The organism is Gloeocapsopsis sp. IPPAS B-1203, from assembly GCF_002749975.1.
Lineage (GTDB): Bacteria > Cyanobacteriota > Cyanobacteriia > Cyanobacteriales > Chroococcidiopsidaceae > Gloeocapsopsis.
Genome location: NZ_PEIG01000004.1, coordinates 48,573 through 68,939 on the forward strand (window position 1 = coordinate 48,573; position 20,367 = coordinate 68,939).

Sequence of the window (20,367 nt, forward strand, 5' to 3'; positions counted from 1 at the left end):
ATGAATTACCAAGTTATGCGGTAATTAACACTAAGAGTTCTCCCTCGTGCTGGAAACCGATAAGAATTACCGAGAAAATCACCTTGGAATTGATTGAAAACAGGAGTGTATTGGGTATCGAGTAAATTTTCAATGCCAATATCAATTGTGCCTGCACCAAGTTGAATACTACTGATGTAGTCCAAGACGAAATAGCCATCGATTGATCCATTATCTGAACCAGCTTCAAAACCGCGATCGCGATCGCCAATATATAACGCTTGCAAACGGTTGCGCCAGCCAGGGGTTGTTTGATGTTGTAGATAAGCCGTGAGTTTAATCGGCGAGACTTCTGCAGAATTGAGTGCTTGATAATTGCCATCACCCTCAAGATCGTTCTCACCTTCTTGCCATGTCAAAGAACCTCCCAGTGCAAGTGCGGTTGTTGCTTGCCAGTCAATCGCTGCTTCAATACCATAATTTCTTTGGGGTGCGCGTGCTAGAAGCAAAGTCCCAGGTAACTCAGGATTTTCAACTAAAGTTGTTCCTAAGTCAGATTGACTGTAGAATCCAGCTAGCGATGCTTGCACTGTGTTCCAGTTTCCCCGAATACCAATTTCGTAGTTATTTACTTTCTGCGGTTCGGAAATATCAACATCGCGATCAAACCGAAACCCTGTAGTTGCATTAGAAAAAAGAATTCGGGCAATTGGTGCTAGCGAAAAACCTTGCGCAAAGTTAGCATAAAGACTGATCGTATCACTCGGTTTGAAGACAACTCCGCTATTGAAAACCACATCGTCCAAGGTACGATTACCACCCTCGATTGGTTCGAGAAATTGATTAGTAAAGTCGGGGACATCAATTCCAAAGCGTTCGTAGCGCAAGCCACCACTTAACAACCATTGTTCGCTGACGTCCCATTGAAGTTGTCCAAATAAACCAAGGTTTTCAATACTAAAACGGGGATAGAATGTACGAGTTTCAGCAACACGTAAAACTCGACCGCCAGTTGCATCAAATTCATCGGCGTCGAAGATCGATAATTCATCTTCTAAATTGGCATTTGAATAGTCAACTCCCCACAGCAAGTTTGCCGTGTTAAAGACAGGAGTTTCAACTTGAAATCTTGCACCCCACTTGTCATCAATTGCGTTGCGGGTTGTAATTCCTAAGGGGTCATCAAAGGGTCTACCATCAAAGAATGTTGGGACAATGCGCGTGTAGCGGTAGTAAACTTGAGCATTTAATTCACTCCCAAATAAGTCGGCGTGATTGTAGTCAAGCGTTAGGGCATAGTTTAAAGTTCGTGGTGGGTCAACTCCGATATATATCGGGTCAAAAGGAATCGCACGGGCTTTACGCTCAAAAGGTAACAAGTCTACGCTGAGGTCAGAGGTGATACTGGGGTCATTGCGATCGCGTGTTAAATTTGCCGTCAGTTGTAAGCGTTGGTTTTCGTCAAAGCGTACCCCGACTTTACCCAATGCTTGCGTTGTGGCAGTTTCTGCCGTATTTTCATCGAAAGGAATGCGCGAACCTTCAGCATCATAATTAATCCCCGTCGTTCGGCGCGACAACAGCGCAAAAACATCAAAGTTACCTTCAGCAATTGAAATTGAATGACTGAAGAAATTGCCAAAACTGTCAGATGCTAAATTGTCCGCCGCCTCAATACCTACCTGAGTTTCGGAAACTAATCTGTCTTCAGTTGGTCTGCGGGTAATAATATTAATCACCCCTCCTGTTCCACCATCTCCATACACCGCAGAAGGACCACGCACAACTTCAATTCGTTCTACTGCACTCGGTGCAATACTTCTCAGGTCGCGTTGATAGCCGACATTACTATCATTTGAGGTGACGGGAACACCATCGATTAAGACTTGGGGTGGACGACCGCGTATCGTTGAATTTCTGATAGTTCCTGTTGGTGGAGCTGCGCCAGGAGTCAATTTACCGATAATATCGTCTAAGCCTCTCGATACTGGAGCTAATTGCTCAATCTGTTCTCGTTCAATAATTGTTACAGTACGCGGAACATTTTGTAATTCTTCTTCGGTGCGCGTTGCTGTCACGACGAGTTCAATTGCTTCGTCATCAGGTAATTGTTCGGATTGAGTTGTATCTGGCTGGGGTGGCGTTGGTGCGGTTGATGTTGTTGTACTTGGTGTTACACCTAAAATCAAACCTTCATCGCTGTCAAATAAATCTAGTGTAGGAACACCTTGCGTACCTGTGACTACCAGTCGAATTGTTTGGTTATCAAGGTTTATCAGTGCGATCTCCGCAATTCCTGAAACTGGATTACTTTGACGAAATTCTCCTGATGATAAACGCAGTTGTGCTGATTGAATGTCAGCAGTTAATACATTACCCTCACTTAGAGGTGTCACTTGCAACTGTTCGCCTTGGGTTGTTTCGAGAATAACTTCCAAACCTTGGTCGGTTTGTTCCACTCTGACGTTGCTAATCTCCACAATTGGCGATCGCATCAGCTGTGCTGTCTTAAGTGGCTTAGCTAACGTTGATACATCTCTAGAACTTTGTGCTAAAACCTGCGCCTCTGCACAATTTGCACTAGTCGATAAGACAGCAATAATTGAACCTGCTAAAAACAAACTTGGCAATAATTTGACATTCATTATTTTTCTTGCACCGAATCGCTACCTTCACACCGCAGTTAACAACGCCAAAACTTATCGCTATAAACAGCTAACCTTAGATGCAAATAAATTTATACTCTATCTTGGGTTTGTTGAAAATACTTGTCATATATTTCTTAGTGTGAGCATGCACGGCTTCCACGTACAGCTTGTGAAGTTCGCTGACATACCTTACTTAACAATTTTTGTTCTTGACCTTTAAATTTTATACCTCTATCTTAGGTAGTAAACAGCTATTGATAATAGCAGGCAATTAATTTTGTAGCAAATATAACAAATTTTTATTCTTTGGGGATTGTAAAAAGTAAGAAATTGCATTAAGTGTATAAGAGCAGTTGAAATAAATTCTCATCTATTGGCGTAAGGATTCAAGCGACGATAGCTCTACAGTATTTTTGACAACAGCAATTTATTCCTTTGTCTTGGATTCCTCGTGGTTCCATTTTATTTGTAATGAAGTTTTAATTCTTGCTTTCCCGTCCTGCAAAAGTGCTGTCAACTGTGTAATTTTCTGCATCAAGGTTTTAAAAGTGCAATGATTCAGCCTGTGAGTGGTTTGGAATGTCTTTTTGGTCAGTATTCTAGTGTCGTAGAAATATTACGGTATCAAAGTGCTACACAACCGGATGCAGCAGCGTTTACCTTTTTGGTAGATGGGGAGCAGCAAGCAGTAACATGGACATACCGAGAATTAGAGTGGCGATCGCATGCGATCGCAGTACAACTCCAAGCTTTAGGTTTAACTGGGGAACGCGCCTTATTGCTGTATCCACCAGGGTTAGATTATTTAGCGGCTTTCTTCGGATGCTTATCTGCTGGAGTGGTAGCCGTTCCAGCTTATCCACCACGAAATCAACGCAATACCCCCCGAATCTTATCAATACTGCAAGATGCACAAGCGGCAATTGTTCTGAGTACATCTCAGGCGTTAGGGCAAATACAATCGTTATTCGGAACTGTAAATGATACGTCGCTAAAATGGCTTGCGACTGATAATCTGACACTCGACATTACCCAAGCATGGCAAGAACCATCGATTAATCAAGACACTCTTGCCTTTTTACAATACACTTCCGGCTCAACGGGTACGCCTAAGGGTGTGATGCTGACACATGGCAATTTGCTCCACAATGCAGCTGCTACCTACTTATATATGGAGCATTCAGCGAGTAGTAAATTCGTGACTTGGCTGCCAATTTATCATGACATGGGCTTGATTGGGGGCGTACTCCAGCCCTTATACGGTGGTTTTCCTTGTATTATGATGTCGCCTGCGTTGTTTCTGCAACGACCGTATCGTTGGTTACACGCAATTTCTCAGTATGGCGGAACAACTAGCGGTGCGCCTAATTTTGCCTACGAGTTGTGTACTCAAAAAATTACTCCCGAACAGCGCTCAACACTCGATTTGAGTAGCTGGAGTGTCGCTTTTAACGGTGCGGAACCAATTCGCCACGAAACTCTAGAACGCTTTGCACAAACTTTTGCAGAATGTGGTTTTCGTTCCGAAGCTTTCTATCCCTGCTATGGAATGGCGGAAGCAACTTTGATGGTGTCGGGTAGTGTCAAAACTACCTTACCAAAGGTAAAAACTATCGAAAAATCTTCATTAGAAAGCAACCACATTGTTGATGCAACTCTTGGTGTAGAGAATTCAGTATCTTTAGTCAGTTGCGGTCGTAGTTTACCACAGCAGCAAATCATCATTGCCAACTCCGATTTAACTCGTTGTGCTGCAAATCAAGTTGGTGAAGTTTGGGTATCTAGCCCTAGTATCGGAAAAGGTTATTGGAATCGTTTAGAGGAAACAGCGCAAACCTTCCAGGCTTACCTGCAAGATACAGCGGAAGGACCATTTTTACGGACTGGCGATTTAGGATTTTTGCATGAGGGTGAACTTTTCATCACAGGTAGAGCAAAAGATTTAATTATCATTCGAGGACGCAACCTCTATCCACAAGATATTGAATTAACCAGTGAAGGTAGTCACTCTGTACTTCGTCAAGGGAGTTCTGCAGCTTTTACGATTGAGATCGCTGGTGAAGAACGGCTTGTTATTGTGCAAGAAGTCGAATTTCGTGCCAAACCTAATGTAGAGGAAGTTGCTGCTGCGATTCGTCAAGCAGTCACAGAAGAACACGAAGTTCAGGTTTATGGAGTAGTTTTGATCAAAGCTGGTACTATTCCTAAGACTTCTAGCGGTAAGATTCAGCGCCGTGCGACTAAAGCGCAATTTTTGGCGGGGGGTTTGGAGGTTATTGGCAGTAGTATTTTTGATAGCCCCCTAAATCCCCCACCAATGGGGGACTTTAACAGATTTGGTTCCCTCCTTCCTCTCTCACTTGAACAACGCCGTACTCTTGATAATTTGCCAGCATTAGGTACAAAGAATTTGACGCGAGAAGAATTGCTGGCTGTCGATTCTCCACAAAGGCTAGAACTCGTTGAATCATATTTACAAAGTTTAGTAGCGCGGATACTGCATACACCTCAGCAGTTAAATCTACAGCAGCCACTAACTTGTTTTGGGTTAGATTCCTTAAAGGTTTTTGAGTTAAAAAATCGAGTTGAGGAATTAGGGGTTGTTGTCGCGATCGCTGATTTGTTTGAAGGTATCACGATAACTCAGTTAGCACAGCAGATTCTTGAGCAAATTACTTCCGGCAATTCGGTTGTATCAACTATCTCCACAGTTGAAAGGAATCAGCCTCACTATCCCCTTTCTTATGCGCAACAACGGTTGTGGTTTATCAATCAACTGCAACCAGATAATGCTGCTTATCATATTGCGATCGCAGTTGAAATTGAGGGGTGTTTAGATGCTTCTATATTAATTAGCTGTCTTCAGGAAATTATTCATCGTCACGAAATTTTACGCACCAGCTTTGAGGTGGTTAATAGTGAACCTGCTCAAATTATCTCTTCTCATGCCACGATTACTGTACCTCAATTAGATTTGCGTCATCTGTCTGACGGGGAACAACAAGCTGAAATACAAAAGTTATCACAAGAAGAAATCCAGTCACCTTTTAACTTAGGAAAAGCTCCATTATTACGGGCAAAAATATTACACCTGGCTCCAGATAATTCAATACTATTACTAACGTTGCATCATATCGTTGCTGATGGTTGGTCAATTAAGGTTTTGGTTCAAGAGTTATCAATACTCTATCAAGCTTCTATCGGAAAATCCTCTTCACTTCCAGAACTACAAATTCAATATTTAGATTTTACTGCTTGGCAAAGACAATGGTTGCAAGGTGAAGTTGTCGAAACTCATCTAGCTTATTGGAAACAACAGTTAAGCGGACTTTCGGTTTTAAAATTACCTACAGATTATTCGCGGCAACCTATCCAAACTTATCGAGGAGCGCAGCAAAAGTTTAGATTATCTCTAGCTTTAACTAATAATCTCAAGCAGTTCAACGGAACTTTATTTATGACTTTGTTAGCGGCGTTTAACGTTTTACTTTACCGCTATACAGGTCAAGAAGATATTGTTATTGGTTCGCCAATTGCAAATCGTAATAGTACGCAAATAGAAAGCTTGATTGGCTGTTTTATTAATACTTTAGTTTTACGAACTGAGTTAGATAGTAATCTCAGCTTTCAAGAATTAATCGAACGAGTACGTAAGGTAGCAGTTGATGCTTATATTCACCAAGATTTACCGTTTGAGAAATTAGTAGAAGAATTACAGCCAAGTCGAGATTTGAGTTATCACCCGTTATTTCAGGTAATGTTTGTTTTGCAAAATCCTGATTTAACAAATATTGTGCTACCAGAGTTAAGTTGGAAAACTAGAGAACTGGATACTGGTACAGCTAAGTTTGATCTTTTTCTATCAATGATAGATGGTGAAGCAGGATTGATAGGAACACTGGAATATAATACTGATTTGTTCAAAGCTGATACTATCAGTCGGATGATAGGGCATTTTCAAACTTTACTAGAAGCCATAGTTCTTCATCCAAACGAGTGTGTTTCTCGACTACCATTGTTAACACCTACTGAACGCCAGACTTTATTACATGACTGGAATAATACTCAGATAAATTATCCTCAAAATACCTGCATTCATCATTTATTTGAACAGCAAGTAGCTAAAACTCCAGAGAATATTGCTCTAATATTTGAAGATCGACAACTTACCTATCGTGAGTTAAATCAACGTGCTAATAAACTTGCACATGATCTCATCAAACTAGGCATTAAACCAGATGTCATGGTTGGTATTTGCATGGAACGTTCCATCGAGATGGTAGTAGGAATATTAGGCATCTTGAAAGCTGGTGGTGCTTATGTTCCTTTAGATCCTACTTATCCAAAAGAACGTTTAGCGTTTATGTTGGCAGATTCCCAAGTATCACTATTATTAACAAAACCCAGCTTGAAGCAATTGCTAGAAGATCGAGCGCAAGTCGTGTGTATTGATACTGAAGATACAGTATTTGAGAATTGTAGTTCAAACCCAGTTGTTGACGTAAAATCAGAAAATTTAGCTTATGTCATTTATACTTCTGGTTCTACAGGTAAACCCAAAGGCGCAATGAATGTGCATCAAGGATTGTGTAATCGCTTGCTATGGATGCAAGAAACTTATCAATTAACTTCATGCGATCGCGTTCTGCAAAAAACGCCATTCAGCTTTGATGTTTCTGTTTGGGAATTTTTCTTACCTTTAATCACAGGTGCAAGCTTGGTAGTTGCTAAACCAGGTGGACATAAAGATGCTAGCTATCTTGTCGAACTCATTGCACAGCAAAAGATAACGATACTTCACTTTGTCCCCTCAATGCTGCAAGCTTTTCTAGAGGAACCAGCATTAGAAAAATGTCAGAGTATTGCAAAAGTTATTTGTAGCGGTGAAGCATTACCTTTTAATTTACAAAAGCATTTTTTTGAACGTTTAAATGCTGAATTACACAATCTTTATGGACCTACAGAAGCATCAATTGATGTTACAGCATGGCAATGTCAAAAAGATATTTATGATAAAATAGTTCCAATTGGTCGTCCTATTGCTAATACTCAAATATATATTTTAGATAAACATTTGCAACCTGTTCCCATTGGAATTACAGGAGAGTTGTATATTGGTGGTATTGGGCTAGCACGAGGTTATTGGAATCGACCTGATTTAACCAAAGAAAAGTTTATTTCTAATCCTTTTGTAGCAGGTGAACGACTTTATAGAACAGGAGATTTAGCGCGGTTTCGTTCTGATGGAAATATTGAATTTTTAGGTAGAATTGACTATCAAGTAAAGATTCGCGGTTTTCGGATAGAAATTGGAGAAATTGAAGCCGTACTGCAACAGCATCCCCAAGTACGAGAAACTATTGTTGTTGCTAAAGACAAATTAAACCAAGATCAAACTTGCTTAGTCGCCTATATAGTTTTGACACAAAAAGCAAACATTTTTGTGAATGAATTGCGAGACTTTCTCAAAGAAAAGCTTCCAGAATATATGGTGCCTTCGGCTTTTGTCGTATTAGATGAATTTCCCTTAACAACTAATGGTAAAATTGACCGTCGTGCTTTACCTTTACCTCAAATAGGATTGGAAATAAGGACAAACTACCAACCACCACAGTCTGAAATTGAAAAGGCGATCGCTCAAGTTTGGCAACAAGTATTGCAGCTAGAGAAAGTGGGTATTCATGATAACTTTTTTGACTTAGGTGGACACTCAATCATGATGCTTCAGGTAAATAACAAACTGCGTCATATCTTGCAGCGAGATATATCTGTAGTGTCAATGTTTCAACATCCAACAATTCACTCGCTAGCGCAGTCTTTGAATCAACAACTATCGCCACCTATGTTTGGCAAAACTCAAAACCGCGCCCAAAAACAAATTGCATCAATGCGTCGGCAATCATTGCGACAAGGTAGATAAATAATGAGCGCTACAGATCATGATAGTTTAGAAGGTATTGCCATCGTTGGTATGGCTGGGCGATTTCCTGGCGCGAAAAATATCACCGAATTTTGGCAAAATTTATGCACTGGCGTAGAATCTATCTCTCACTTGAGTGATGAGGAATTGATAGCTACTGGGATATCTCCAACGTTAATTAATCATCCTAATTTTGTAAAAGTTGGTGCTGTATTAGAAGATATTGATTTATTTGATGCAGCATTTTTTGGCTTTAACCCTAAAGAAGCAGAAATTACCGATCCGCAACACCGATTATTCTTAGAATGTGCTTGGGAAGCTTTAGAAGATGCTGGCTATGATTCACTCCGCACTGAAAGTCGAATTGGCGTTTATGCTGGTGCAAGTTTAAGTAACTATTTATCATTTAATTTTAATGACGATCAAATCGGCTCAGCTCATAGTTTCCAAAAATTACTAGGGAACGATAAAGATTTTCTGGCTACGCGTGTTTCTTATAAACTAAATCTAACTGGACCAAGCCTCACAGTACAAACTGCTTGCTCAACATCGTTAGTCGCAACATCATTAGCTTGTCAAAGCTTACTCAACTATCAATGCGATATGGCTTTGGCGGGTGGAATTTCGATTCGAGTGCCTCAAAAAACCGGATATTTGCATCAAGAAGGGGGAATTTTATCTCCTGATGGTCATTGTCGCGCTTTTGATGCCAATGCACAAGGAACGATTATTGGTAATGGTGTGGGAGTCGTTGTTTTAAAACGGTTATCGGATGCGATCTCTGATGGAGACAACATCTATGCCACAATCCGCAGTACTGCAATTAATAACGATGGTGCTGGTAAAGTTGGTTATACGGCTCCGAGTGTAAACGGTCAAGCAGAAGCGATTATCGAGGCATTAGCTTTAGCGGGTGTGGAACCTGAGACAATAGATTATATTGAAGCGCACGGTACAGGAACAGCTTTAGGCGATCCGATTGAAATTTCTGCCTTGACGAATGCTTTTCGTACTAGCACCCAAAAAAATAACTTTTGTGCGATCGCTTCGGTGAAAACAAATATTGGGCATTTAGACGCCGCCGCCGGAATTGCTGGTTTAATCAAAACTGCTTTAGCTTTAAAACATCAACTAATACCGCCTAGTTTAAATTTTGCCCAACCCAATCCTAAAATTGACTTTGCCAATACTCCCTTTTATGTCAATACAGAATTGAGACAATGGCAAGCAAATGGACCACCACGTCGTGCAGGTGTTAGTTCTCTCGGTATTGGTGGAACGAATGCCCATGCAATTTTGGAAGAAGCACCAGTTGTTGAAGCATCAAGCCCTGCTCATCCTTGGCATTTACTCGTTCTTTCTGCTAAGAGTGAAACAGCTTTAGAATCTGCTACAGCCAATTTAGCGGCATATCTCACAAAAAATCCTCATTTAAATCTTGCTGATGTTGCTTATACCCTGCAAATAGGGCGCAGAGAGTTTAACCATCGTCGGATGGTAGTGTGTCAAAATATCAGCGATGCAGTGTCTGCTTTAAAGGCAAAAGAACCACAAAGGGTATTACCACCTACAGAAGCAAACTCGATTACTTTTATGTTTCCTGGGCAGGGTTCTCAATATATAAATATGGCACGAGAACTCTACGAATATAATAAGCAATTTCAGGAAGAAGTCGATCGATGTTGTCTTATACTAAAACCACATTTAGGTTTAGATTTGCGTTCAATTATTTATCCTCGTGAATCTGAGAAAGCAGCGCTACAACTCAAACAAACATCTTTAGCGCAACCAGCGTTATTCGTCATTGAGTATGCTTTGGCTAAATTATGGATGTCTTGGGGCATTGTTCCGCAAGCGATGATTGGTCATAGCATTGGGGAATATGTTGCGGCTTGTCTTGCTGGCGTTATATCAATTGAAGACGCCCTTGCTTTGGTTGCTTGGCGTGGAAAACTTATGCAACAAATGCCAGCAGGCGCGATGGTTTCTATTGCTTTATCAGAAGCAGAACTAAAACCATTACTTCATGAAAACTTATCTTTAGCTGCTAGTAATGCGCCAAATTTATGTGTTGTTTCAGGTAGTTTTGAAATAATAGACGCTTTTGAGGAAAAACTCATTAGTTTGGGGGTAAACTACCGTCGCTTACATACTTCCCATGCTTTTCATTCTCAAATGATGGAACCTGTGTTGGAACCATTTATCGAGCAATTGAAAAACATTAAATTAAATTCTCCACAAATTCCTTTTATTTCAAATCTTACGGGAACCTGGATTACAGCAGATCAAGCAACAGATGTTAACTACTGGGCAAAGCATCTACGGCATACAGTGCTATTTAATACAGGCATTTTGACACTATTGCAAGAAGAAAACCGAATTTTCTTAGAAGTAGGTGCAGGGCGAACACTATCTACTTTAATAAAGCAACATCAATCTCCACAACAATTAGTATTACCTTCACTCCGCCATCCCCAGGAAGAGAAATCTGATATCGCTTGCTTGCTTCATACCTTAGGGCAACTTTGGTTAGCAGGAGTTGAAATTAATTGGTTTGGATTTTATTCTGATGAAAAACGTCATCGTGTTCCTTTGCCAACTTATCCATTTGAGCGTCAGCGTTATTGGATACAAGCTCAAATAGAGGGCAACAAACACAATCAAAAACTAGATTTCAAAGATTGGTTTTATGTACCTTCCTGGAAGCGAACGATATCGTCTGTATATTTAAATCAGAGTAGTATAAAGACAAAAGAATCTTGGTTAATATTCCTTGATGATCGTGGTGTGGGTTGCCAAGTTGTAGAAAGACTCAAGCAAGCAAATCAAGAAGTAGTTATTGTTAAGCAAGGAGAAAAATTTGCTAAATGCAATCAACAAGAATATATAATTAATCCTGAAATCAGAGACGATTACGATATTTTGCTCAAAGAGGTTTATAGTCGCAATCAATCCCAACATATTGTTCATTTTTGGAGCGTTACATCTAATGAATATTTAGAATGGGAAGATCAAAAATGTTTCTGGAGTCTATTATTTTTAGCACAATCATTAGGAGAACAAAAAACTAATATCAGTATCGACATTATCTCCAATCACTTACAATACATAAACGATGACGACAAGTTGTGTCCAGGTAAAGCAACAATTCTTGGACTCTGCAAAGTTATTTCTCAAGAATATCCAATTACTTGTCGCAGTATTGATATTGCGCTGGATACTGAGCGATCGCCTCTGGCGCTGCGCTACGCGCAATCGCACCAACTAACTGATAGCTTGTTTGTAGAAATTACTAGCCAATCTTCTGACTCTATCATTGCCTATCGAGGAACTCAAAGGTGGGTGCAATATTTTGAAAAGTTACCAGTTAAAGACGCAACAAATACTCCTAAGTTACGTCAAGAAGGGGTTTATCTGATTACAGGTGGATTGGGCGGAATTGGGTTAGAAATTGCGCAGTATTTAGCAAATACAGTAAAAGCTAAATTAGTGTTAATTAATCGTTCGGGTTTACCTATAAAAACCGAATGGCAAGATTGGTTATCTCATTATGGTAAAGAAGATCTTATTAGCAGCAAAATCCAGACAATTCAAAGCCTTGAAGAATTAGGGGCTGAAGTTTTAGTGATGCAAGCTGATGTTGCCAACTACGAACAAATGCAAGCAGTAGTTAATCAAACCTGTCAGCGATTTGGGAAAATTCATGGTGTCATTCATGCTGCGGGAGTTCCTGGGGCGGGCTTAATTCAATTAAAAAGTCCAGAAATGGCAGAAAAAGTTTTTCTACCAAAGATAAAAGGGACACTTGTATTAGATAATGTTTTACAGGACATTAATTTAGATTTCTTTGTTTTATTTTCTTCAATTACTTCGATTTGTGGTGGTTTAGGGCAAATAGATTATTGTGCTGCGAATGCATTTCTTGATGCTTTTGCCCAAGCTAATTTTTACAATCGTGGTAAATTTACTGTTGCAATTAATTGGGATACGTGGGAAGCAAATAACTGGCAAGATTCACTCCTAGCATTTGCTCCAGATATTCAAGCTTGGTTTCAGCAAATGCGTACCCAATATGGTATAAAATCTTTAGAGGGAGTCAAGGCTTTTGAAAAAGTTCTCTCTTGGCAATTACCACAAGTCATTGTCGCGACACGCAGCATTCAAGATGTTATTGCTCAGTACAATGGTTTTAGGCTATCAAGTGTATTAGAGCAATTAGATAATTCCAGTAAAATTACCTCAACACAACACAATCAACATAAGGTTGCGCCACGGAATTCTATTGAAGCTAAAATTGCAAAACTTTATCAAGAAACATTGGGAATTGATAAAGTAGGAATTCATGATGATTTCTTTGATTTAGGTGGTAATTCATTAATAGGGACTCAACTTGTTTTTCAGTTGCAGCAAGAGTTTCAAACTAACATCTCTATTAAACTCCTATTTACTGCTCCTTCTGTAGCAGAACTAGCCTTAGCAATTGAAGATCAAATGATTGAAGATTTAAATCAACTAACTGATGAAGAAGCTGCGGCAATTTTATCAAGTATTTAATCAGAATTTTACTAAATAAGTCGATCAAGTATTAAGTGATGACTGGCGGTAATCGAGTATGGATAGTAATGAAACAGAATTACAACGGCGATCGCAGCTTTCTCCTGTCAAACAGGCTTTGCTGAAAAAACGCTTACAAAACGAAACTCATTCAAATTCACAACTCAATCAAATTCCTCGACGCCCACAAAATTGTGCGATTCCGCTATCTTATGCTCAAGAACGGTTATGGTTAGCTGAAGGGTTATCTGGTGCTGCTATATACAATATGTTTAGTAGCATTCTAATTAAAGGAAAACTTGATATCTCTGCATTAGAACGCAGTATTCAAGAAATCGTTCAACGCCACGAAATCTTAAGGACATCATTCTCAGATGTAGAAGGGAAACCAATTCAGGTCATTGGTTCTACGTCGTTGACATTACCGCTAGTTGATTTGCGACATCTAGCAATTGACAAGCAGCAACAAGAAGTTCAACGCTTAACGATATCTGAACAAACGCAAGCTTTTGACTTAGCAAAAGATCCACTATTACGAGTTCAGCTACTTCATTTAAGTGAAGCAGAATACTTGATGCTATTGACTATTCATCATATTGTTGCTGATGCTTGGTCGCGGGGAATTTTCTTGCAAGAATTAGCAACGCTTTATACCGCCTTCAGCCAAGGAAAATCTTCTCCTTTATTGGAATTACCCATTCAATACGCAGATTATGCAATTTGGCAACGACAGCAACTTCAGGGTGAATTACTAGAAACGCAACTGGCTTATTGGCAAGAGAAATTACAGGGTGAATTACCAATTCTGAATTTACCAACCGATTGCCCTCGACCGCGATCGCAGTCATACAAAGGTGCAAGTTTATCCTTTACATTACCTCAAACACTCGCGAATTCACTGCAAGCTTTGAGCCATCAAGAGAGTGTGACCTTATTTGTCACATTGTTAGCTGCATTCAAGGTGCTATTACATCGCTATACCGGACAGGATGATATTTTAGTTGGTTCTCCGTTTGCTAACCGTAATCGCCCAGAAATAGAAAAATTGATTGGATTTTTCGTTAATACTTTGGTATTGCGTAGCGACTTATCGGGTAACGTGAGTTTTCGAGAATTAGTAAGTCGAGTCCGCGAGGTGGTATTAGGTGCGATCGCCCATCAAGATTTGCCATTTGAAAAGCTATTGGAATCGTTATCGCAGCGTCATCCTAGTAGTAATCCTCCGTTTCAAGTGATGTTCTCGTTGCAAAATCTACCAGATGTCACGCTGGAATTACCAGGAGTTACGTTACGTTTTCCTGAAGTGGAAAATCAAACAGCGTTTTTTGATTTGGTTTTGTCGATAACACAAACCAAGCAAGGATTAACTGGTGTGATGGAATACAACACCGATTTATTCAATCGAGATGCGATCGCGCGGATGCTAGGGCATTATCAGGTATTACTCGCAGGTATCATTGCCAACCCAGACCAGGCAATATCCAAGTTACCATTACTTACCGCGAAAGAACAGGCAACTTTAGCAACATGGCAACAAATTGAGTGTCATTATCCTTCAGATAAGTGCTTGCATCAGTTATTTGAAGCCCAAGTGGAGCAAACACCAAATGCTGTAGCCATCGTATTTGAAAATGAGCAACTAACATACCGCGAACTCAATCAAAAAGCAAATCAACTCGCGCATCATCTCCATAGCTTGGGAATTAAAACTCAAGCCAAAGTTGGGCTATGCGTCGAACGTTCGATCGAAATGGTTGTAGGGATATTAGGAATTCTCAAAGCAGGTGCAGCTTACGTACCCATCGATCCAAATTACCCACAGCAGAGGTTGGAGTTTATCTTAGCAGATGCACAAGTAGAATTACTTCTGACGCAGAGTCAATTCAATATTGAATATCCCACGCAATTAGCATTAGACACATTTTTTAGCAATACCCAATCAGTTGAAAATCTTAACTTAGAAATTACTCCAGATAACATTGCCTACGTCATTTATACTTCGGGTTCTACAGGGACACCCAAAGGAGTTTTGTGTACACACTACAATGTCGTTCGTCTGTTTCAAGCGACGCAAGCGTGGTTCAACTTTAATTCTCACGATGTCTGGACGCTGTTTCACTCGATCGCCTTTGACTTTTCAGTTTGGGAATTATGGGGCGCATTACTTCACGGTGGAAAACTCGCGATCGTTCCTTATTGGGTGAGTCGTTCTCCAGAAGAATTTTATGCGATGTTATCGCAACAAAAGGTGACAGTTCTCAACCAAACACCTTCAGCATTTCGTCAGTTAATGCGAGTCGATGCTGAACGCGATCGCCACGATTTAAACTTGCGTTTCGTGATTTTTGGCGGCGAAGCGTTGGAAATCCAAAGTTTGCAGCCTTGGTTAGAAAAACATGGGCGATCGCCGCAGTTGATCAATATGTATGGAATTACCGAAACAACCGTCCATGTCACCTATCGTCCGATCACCATCGCCGATATCTCCAATCATTGTGGCAATATTATTGGTCGCCCCATCCCAGATTTGCAAGTTTATCTATTAGATCAAAATCAACAACCCGTACCCATCGGGATTCCAGGTGAAATCTATGTTGGAGGTGCAGGTGTCGCATCAGGTTATCTCAACCGTACTGAAACCAACTCAAAGTTTATTCCTCATCTCTTTAACAATAACTCCTCAGCGCGTCTTTATCGAACAGGCGATCTAGCGCGTTACTTAGCAAACGGTGAGATGGAATACTTAGGGCGCATTGACAATCAAGTGAAAATTCGCGGTTTCCGTATTGAAATCGGCGAAATCGAAGCAACATTAGCTACTCATCCTGAAGTTGCTGAAGTTGTTGTACTCGTCAGAGAACTTGAAGATAAGCAGATTATTGCCTACGTTGTACCACAGCAAAAACACAGCGAACTGACAACGAATCTGCGTCAATTCCTACAACAAAAACTACCCGATTACATGTTGCCATCTGCCTTCGTCATCTTAGATACTTTACCACTCACATCAAACGGTAAAGTAGACAGACAAGCATTACCCGCACCAGACCATAATAGATTCGATATAGCAACATCCTTAGTTGCACCACGAACACCAATAGAAAAAGCACTAGCAGAAATTTGGTCAGAATTACTTCATATTGAATTTATCGGCATTCACGAGAATTTCTTTGAAATAGGCGGACACTCACTTTTAGCAACACAACTTCTGTCCCGCATTCGCCAACAATTCCAAGTAGATTTACCTTTAAAAATCATTTTTACCGTAGGTTTTACAATCGCAGAATTAGCAAAAATCATCCGAGAATACCAACTTCAACAAGTAGAAACTGACGATATTGTTGCCCTCCTGCAAGAAATAAACGCACTCTCAGATCAAGAAGTGCTAATGACACTCAATCAATTGCAGTGACTTTTAATAGATTTTCCTCTCAATAAAAACCTCCTCACCATTTAAAGCAGATTGCTATAGCAGCAAAGATTATGGCAAACATCTTACTCACAACACACTGGTCAAACGGAGAAGTCTACCCATTTATCAAAATAGGTAAGGAACTAAAATCGCGAGGACATAAAGTCACCGTCATCACCAACTGCTACTTTGAAAAAGCAGTACAACAGGCAGAGTTAAACTTTCTAGCACTAGACACTCCCGCAGAATTTGAGCAGTTAATAGCAGAGGGATATTTATTTAATACTCCGCAAGGATTCTTAAAAATTTATCAACAGTATGTTTTGCCAAAAGTAGCTGCAGAATATCAATTAATAGCTAAACTTTATTCTCCCAAAGAAACTGTTTTAGTTGCCCGTTCCACACCAGGAATTGCCGCGCGAATCGCTGCCGAAAAACTAGAAATACCACTCGTAGCGGTGATGTCTTCTCCGAGTCATGTATCAACTCAGTCGCTAGCTGAAGAAATGATCGGTTCAATTCTGGGTGATGAAATTAATCAAATCAGAACAAAAATTGGTTTACCTGTAGTAGATAATTGGTCAACATGGCTAAGAAATACACCGAGTCAAACAATCGGACTTTGGGCAGACTGGTTTTGTGATGCAATTACAGAATCATCGGGAGTCTTGCAGACAGGTTTTATCTGGGATAATGAACCCACAATCAGCCCTATTCCTGCGGATGTTCAAGATTTTTTGCAACAGGAATCACCAATTTTAATTACAGGTGGAACAACAGCACTAGCTGGAGAGAATTTTTTTGCAGTGAGTGCCGCAGCTTGTAAATTACTAGATTGTCCAGGGTTATTAGTAACTCGTCATCAAAAATTGGTTCCTAGTAAACTTCCCGATCGCGTGAAGTGGACAAAATATCTACCATCACTGGCTAGCTGTATGCCTTATACGAGCGCAATTATTCATCATGGTGGTTTAGTCACAAGCGGTCAAGGTTTAGCTGCAGGGATACCTCAATTAGTTTTAGGTGGTGGTGCCGATCAACTTTACACTGGTTCTTGCCTCAAAAATTTAGGTGTTGGCAAATATCTAGCTACTTTACAATGGCAACCTGAAGTTGTTGCGCAAAGTCTGCGTGAATTAATCAATTCAGATTTAGTGCGCGATCGCTGTCGGGTATTCGCAGCTAAATTTATTAATACAAATCCAGTTGCAACGACTTGTGATGTCATCGAAACGCAGATCCGGCGAAATACATCATTCCAACGTATTTTAGTCAAGGAAGGATTGGAATCTCAGGCGATCGCAACGAACACAAAACCCCAGAAATCAACTCACAGCCAACTTCTTGCGCTAGCAGAAAAACTATCTCCCGAAAAACTGGCACTGCTAGAACTAAAGTTGATGCAAAAGGAAAGAAATTCAAAAACGATTCCTGCTATTCCCCGCCAACCCGAACTCAATTATTTTCCCCTCTCGTTTGCGCAACAACGCCTGTGGTTTCTCGATCAATTAGAACCAGGCAACCCTACATATAACATCTCCGGTGCAGTTCAACTCACGGGAATGCTAAACATTACAGCGCTAGAACAATCATTTCAGGCTTTAGTGCAACGCCACGAAGCGTTAAGAACGACTTTTGCGATCGTACAAGAACAACCCATGCAGGCGATCGCTGCAAGTTTGCCGTTCGCAATACCAATAGTAAATCTACAAGAACTTCCACCAAGCCAACAGCAACAACAAATTCAATCTCTCATTGCTGAAGAACAAATTCGTCCTTTTGACCTCAACCAAGGTTCATTACTACGAGTTACGTTGCTACGGCTGAATCCAGAAAACCACGTGATGATGTTTTCCATGCATCACATTATCTCTGATGGCTGGTCGATGGGAATCTTGATTCGAGAAATTGCTCAATTTTATGACGCGTTTTCTACAGGGAAGTCTCCCAAGCTTCCCCCATTACCGATTCAGTATGCAGACTTTGCAGTTTGGCAGCGTCAATTGTTGCAAACAGAAGTCCTAAAAACCCAGATGAACTATTGGAAGCGGCAATTAGCGGGCGATCTTCCTGTACTCAATTTAAGCAGCGGGCGGGAGCGATCGCAAGTGACGAGTTGCCAAGGTGCGACTTATACATTTGCATTACCTGCAGATTTATCGCAAAAACTCCAAGCGCTTTCTCATCAAGCAGGTGTCACCCTGTTTATGACTTTGCTAGCAGCTTTTAAAACTCTTTTGCACCGTTATACAAACCAAGTAGATATTATTGTTGGTACTGATGTTGCTAACCGTAACCGTGCAGAAATTGAAGGGTTAATTGGCTTTTTTATTAACCTATTAGTCTTGCGAACCGATTTATCAGGAAATCCAACTTTTCGCGAACTTTTAGAACGAGTACGCGAGGTAGCTTTAGCAGCATACACTCATCAAGATCTCCCTTTTGCCAAATTAGTAGAAGAACTACAACCAGAACGTCATTCACACCCAACTCCGCTATTTCAAATTTTATTTGTTATGCAAAATATCCCTATAGCAGAGCAGTCACTATTGGGATTGAGTATTAAACAATTAGAAGTCGATATTAATACAACGAAATTTGATTTAGCATTATTTATGAGTGAAACCGAGCAAGGCTTAGTAGGTAACTGGAACTATAATACTGAGTTATTTAATGCTAGTGCGATCGCTCAGATAACAAGTCATTTTCAAGTTTTGCTGAATAGCATCGTTATCCAACCTGATGCGCGAATTAGTAGTTTAGAAATTTATACAGAAACAGAAATAAAGCAGCAAGCTATGCAACAAAGCGATCGTAAAGCTTTCAAACGAGAAAAGTTTATGAAGGTTGCGCCTAAAGCCGTTAATCTCTCAACACAATTAGTTAAAATAGATTATCTCCAGCCAGGGCAAACATTACCTGTAGTCATTACTCCTGCTAATGATGGAATTAATTTAATCGACTGGACTAAAAATAACAGTAATTTCATCGAGAAAGAATTACTCAAACACGGCGCAATTCTGTTTAGAGGTTTTCTAAAATCTGTCCCTGAATTTGAAAGCTTTGCACAAACCATTTGTCCAAATTTGTTTGGCGAATATGGCGATTTACCACGCGAGGGGGTTAGCGGTAAAGTTTACACTTCGACTCCTTATCCACCAGATAAAGCAATTTTATTCCATAACGAAAGTTCTCATCTACATCGCTTTCCTTTAAAAATTTGGTTTTTCTGCGTTCAACCAGCAGCACAGGGAGGGGAAACACCGCTTGTAGATTGTCGCCAAGTGTATCAACTACTCGATTCTAAAACTAAAGAAAAGTTTGCTGATAAAAAGTTATTGTACGTTCGTAATTATATAGATGGTTTAGATGTTACCTGGCAAGATTTTTTTCATACTACAGAAAAAGCAAAAGTTGAGGATTTTTGTCGTCAATCAGCTACTAACTTTGAATGGCTTACCAATGATAATTTGAAAACTTCAAAAGTATGTCATGCCATAGCACAACACCCAAGAACTCATGAAGCTGTCTTTTTTAACCAAATCCAGTTGCATCATATTGCCTGTTTAGAGCCAGCAGTGCGCGAATCTTTATTCTCTTTGTTTGGCAAAAACAAGTTACCCCGCAATGTCTACTACGGTGACGGTTCGCCAATTGAAGACACAGTAATCGAAGAAATTTTAGCTGTTTATTTGCAAGCAACAATTAGTTTTCCGTGGCAAAAAGGCGATGTTTTAATGTTAGATAATATGCTGGTTGCTCATGGACGAAATCCTTATGTTGAACCACGCAAGATTGTGGTAGCAATGGGTGAAATGGTTAACAGCGAAGATATTATTAAGTAAAAATCGAGA

Annotated in this window: 5 protein-coding genes; 4 read left to right on the top strand and 1 reads right to left on the bottom strand. The window is 40.2% G+C overall.

Annotation, left to right across the window (positions count from 1 at the left end; all coding sequences use genetic code 11):
- Positions 1-5: 5 nt before the first annotated feature.
- A complete protein-coding gene (locus CSQ79_RS08400; protein ID WP_099700746.1) occupies positions 6-2,624 on the bottom strand; it encodes a TonB-dependent receptor domain-containing protein in 2,619 nt (872 codons plus the stop codon).
- A gap of 556 nt (positions 2,625-3,180) precedes the next feature.
- Here CSQ79_RS08400 and CSQ79_RS08405 point away from each other — a divergent pair.
- From CSQ79_RS08405 to CSQ79_RS08420, 4 genes are all read left to right on the top strand, one after another.
- Positions 3,181-8,547, top strand: coding sequence for a non-ribosomal peptide synthetase (locus tag CSQ79_RS08405; RefSeq protein WP_099700747.1), 5,367 nt, complete (start codon positions 3,181-3,183; stop codon positions 8,545-8,547).
- Positions 8,548-8,550: 3 nt separating this feature from the next.
- Positions 8,551-13,101 carry a type I polyketide synthase gene (locus CSQ79_RS08410; protein WP_099700748.1) on the top strand — a complete coding sequence of 1,517 codons (4,551 nt, stop codon included), beginning with the start codon at positions 8,551-8,553 and terminating at the stop codon, positions 13,099-13,101.
- Positions 13,102-13,159: 58 nt separating this feature from the next.
- Complete coding sequence (locus CSQ79_RS08415; RefSeq protein WP_099700749.1) at positions 13,160-16,513, top strand: non-ribosomal peptide synthetase; 3,354 nt, start codon at positions 13,160-13,162, stop codon at positions 16,511-16,513.
- Between the two features lie 71 nt (positions 16,514-16,584).
- Positions 16,585-20,358, top strand: a complete 3,774-nt coding sequence (locus tag CSQ79_RS08420; protein ID WP_099700750.1) for a condensation domain-containing protein — start codon at positions 16,585-16,587, stop codon at positions 20,356-20,358.
- Positions 20,359-20,367 lie beyond the last annotated feature (9 nt).

What these genes read in the sequence shown, in the direction of transcription:
- CSQ79_RS08410 (WP_099700748.1), top strand. Translation starts at nt 8,551, where the DNA reads ATGAGCGCTACAGATCATGATAGTTTAGAAGGTATTGCCATCGTTGGT.
- CSQ79_RS08405 (WP_099700747.1), top strand. Translation starts at nt 3,181, where the DNA reads ATGATTCAGCCTGTGAGTGGTTTGGAATGTCTTTTTGGTCAGTATTCT.
- CSQ79_RS08415 (WP_099700749.1), top strand. Translation starts at nt 13,160, where the DNA reads ATGGATAGTAATGAAACAGAATTACAACGGCGATCGCAGCTTTCTCCT.
- CSQ79_RS08400 (WP_099700746.1), bottom strand. Translation starts at nt 2,624, where the DNA reads ATGAATGTCAAATTATTGCCAAGTTTGTTTTTAGCAGGTTCAATTATT.
- CSQ79_RS08420 (WP_099700750.1), top strand. Translation starts at nt 16,585, where the DNA reads ATGGCAAACATCTTACTCACAACACACTGGTCAAACGGAGAAGTCTAC.